The organism is Desulfobulbaceae bacterium (assembly GCA_013792005.1).
Lineage (GTDB): Bacteria > Desulfobacterota > Desulfobulbia > Desulfobulbales > VMSU01 > VMSU01.
The window spans coordinates 1-1,897 of record VMSU01000050.1 but is presented as its reverse complement, the minus strand read 5'-3'; the positions used below and the strand labels follow the sequence as shown (position 1 = coordinate 1,897).

Below are 1,897 nucleotides of genomic sequence, written 5' to 3'. Positions count from 1 at the left end.
GATGTCATAATATTAGGATAATAAGGCAAGGCAAATTTGCCCGAAAATACCTTTAATATCATTATATCTATGCAAATTTGCTTGTCAATCAATGGTTGGCCACAAACATTATTATGAATGAATTCTTTATTGGTATCGATATTCAGACAAAAAGAGATTGTTGCTATGCAATATCCGATAATAATGGAGATTTGAAGGCATCCGGCTGGTTTGGAGATGACCACACAATTTTTTTCAACTTATTGAAAGAATTATCTGTTAACTCAAAACTATATGTTGGTATTGATGCCCCGAGAATGGCGTTAATTTCCCCACGTCACTGGTATTGGGTTGGCAGTAAAAGAAAATGGCGCGCAAAAACACAAAAAGATAAAGGTCGTGGTAGGCACTGCGAAATTGTTGTGAGCGCCCATAAACTTGCCAATCCACAATGGACACCTCTCTATCATGAGGCTCCTAATTGGATGCTGAAAGGTTTCGCACTTTTCGAGGAATTAGGGACTTTTTTACCAACTTTCGAGGTTTTCCCTACTGCATCCTACTCACTACTCTTTGGCGTAAAGAAAGTGAAGGTACATATTGATTTTTCAGCTTGTTTACCAGGCCCCAAAGACATGATGGACGCATTTGTAGCTTCTGTTACTGTTCGTGAATTTATTCGTGGGGAAGGCATAGAAGTCGGCAATGGAGATGGCCTTGGCTCAATAGTATTGCCACGACCATTACCGAAACCATTTTTGGATGAAGTGCTGAACTGGCCATAAAATGAGTCTGGCCAATATGTCAGTTCACCCGACCAGTGACTTCAGCGTTATATCAAATTAAGGGATAAGCTTGAGTAAAGGTAAAGCAAAAAGGATCTTGGATCGCCTTGAAGGTACGCTAATAGCGGACCTTAAAAGCCTCAAAATAATAGCTGAAGAGCGTTCAAAGTCCGATTCATTAAAGGAAAAATTGCCTGGAGCGTTTAATTTTTCGCTGTTCATAACAGGATTAATTGCTTGTGAGACATTAGGTTTTTTCATTAATAAAACAGCTGAAGATGGCCGGTCCGAAGACAATATAAAGTACTTTATTTCGAGCAATTATTTTAAGCAGTGCGCTTTTAAGAAAGACCGTTATCTCAATATTCTGGTTTCTCTCAGGACGAATTTAGTTCATGTATTTGGAATGACAGATTTGAGGTTGGAGAACATAGATACAGACATAGGGTTGTCTGTAGGCGGTTCAAATGAGCCAGAGTTGCTACGGGAGCATGATATCGTCAAACTGAATGGAGTCAAATTTCTAGAGTTCGTTATTGACGGATTCGACTCTATCAAATCTGAGGTAACGAGCGGTAATGACAATTCAGCTCTTATAGGAGCCATTAGCAGAAAATCAATGATATGACAATGCAAATTCGACCCAATATCGCACGCCGCCCCTATCGTCGCTCTGCGGTATAGGTGGGCTGATTTGCAGCGTTATATCTATAGGATTCTCGTATCATTGAGGAGAAAAGATGATAGGTAAGTTAAGAAGAGTGCCACTGCGGGATGTATGGAAGCATGAAGCAATAGATTTTACAAAATGGCTCCAAGATAATATCGACGTTCTAAGTGAAGTTGTTGATCTGAATCTCTCTAATCCTGAAAGCGAGCAGGCCGCAGGTGCTTTTAGTGTTGATCTTGTCGCCGAGGACGAGTCCGGGAATCCTGTTATTATAGAAAACCAGCTTGAGAAGAGCGATCATGACCACCTAGGCAAGATCTTGACTTACTTAGTTGCTATGGCAGCGAAGACCGCCATTTGGATTGTGGCTGATCCCCGTCCAGAGCATGTAAGTGCAATTACATGGCTTAATGAATCGTCATCTGCAAGTTTCTACCTACTAAAAATTGAGGCTATAGTGATT

The 1,897-nt window shown here is 40.6% G+C and carries 3 protein-coding genes; all 3 read left to right on the top strand.

The window, feature by feature from the left end; all coding sequences use genetic code 11:
- Positions 1 to 113: 113 nt before the first annotated feature.
- Positions 114 to 764, top strand: coding sequence for a hypothetical protein (locus FP815_02995; GenBank protein MBA3013902.1), 651 nt, complete (start codon positions 114 to 116; stop codon positions 762 to 764).
- 70 nt (positions 765 to 834) lie between these two features.
- The gene (locus tag FP815_02990; protein MBA3013901.1) at positions 835 to 1,392 is read left to right on the top strand and encodes a hypothetical protein; all 558 of its coding nucleotides are present in this window, start codon (positions 835 to 837) and stop codon (positions 1,390 to 1,392) included.
- 112 nt (positions 1,393 to 1,504) lie between these two features.
- Positions 1,505 to 1,897, top strand: a 393-nt coding sequence (locus tag FP815_02985) for a DUF4268 domain-containing protein (GenBank protein MBA3013900.1), incomplete at its 3' end; no start/stop codon positions are given.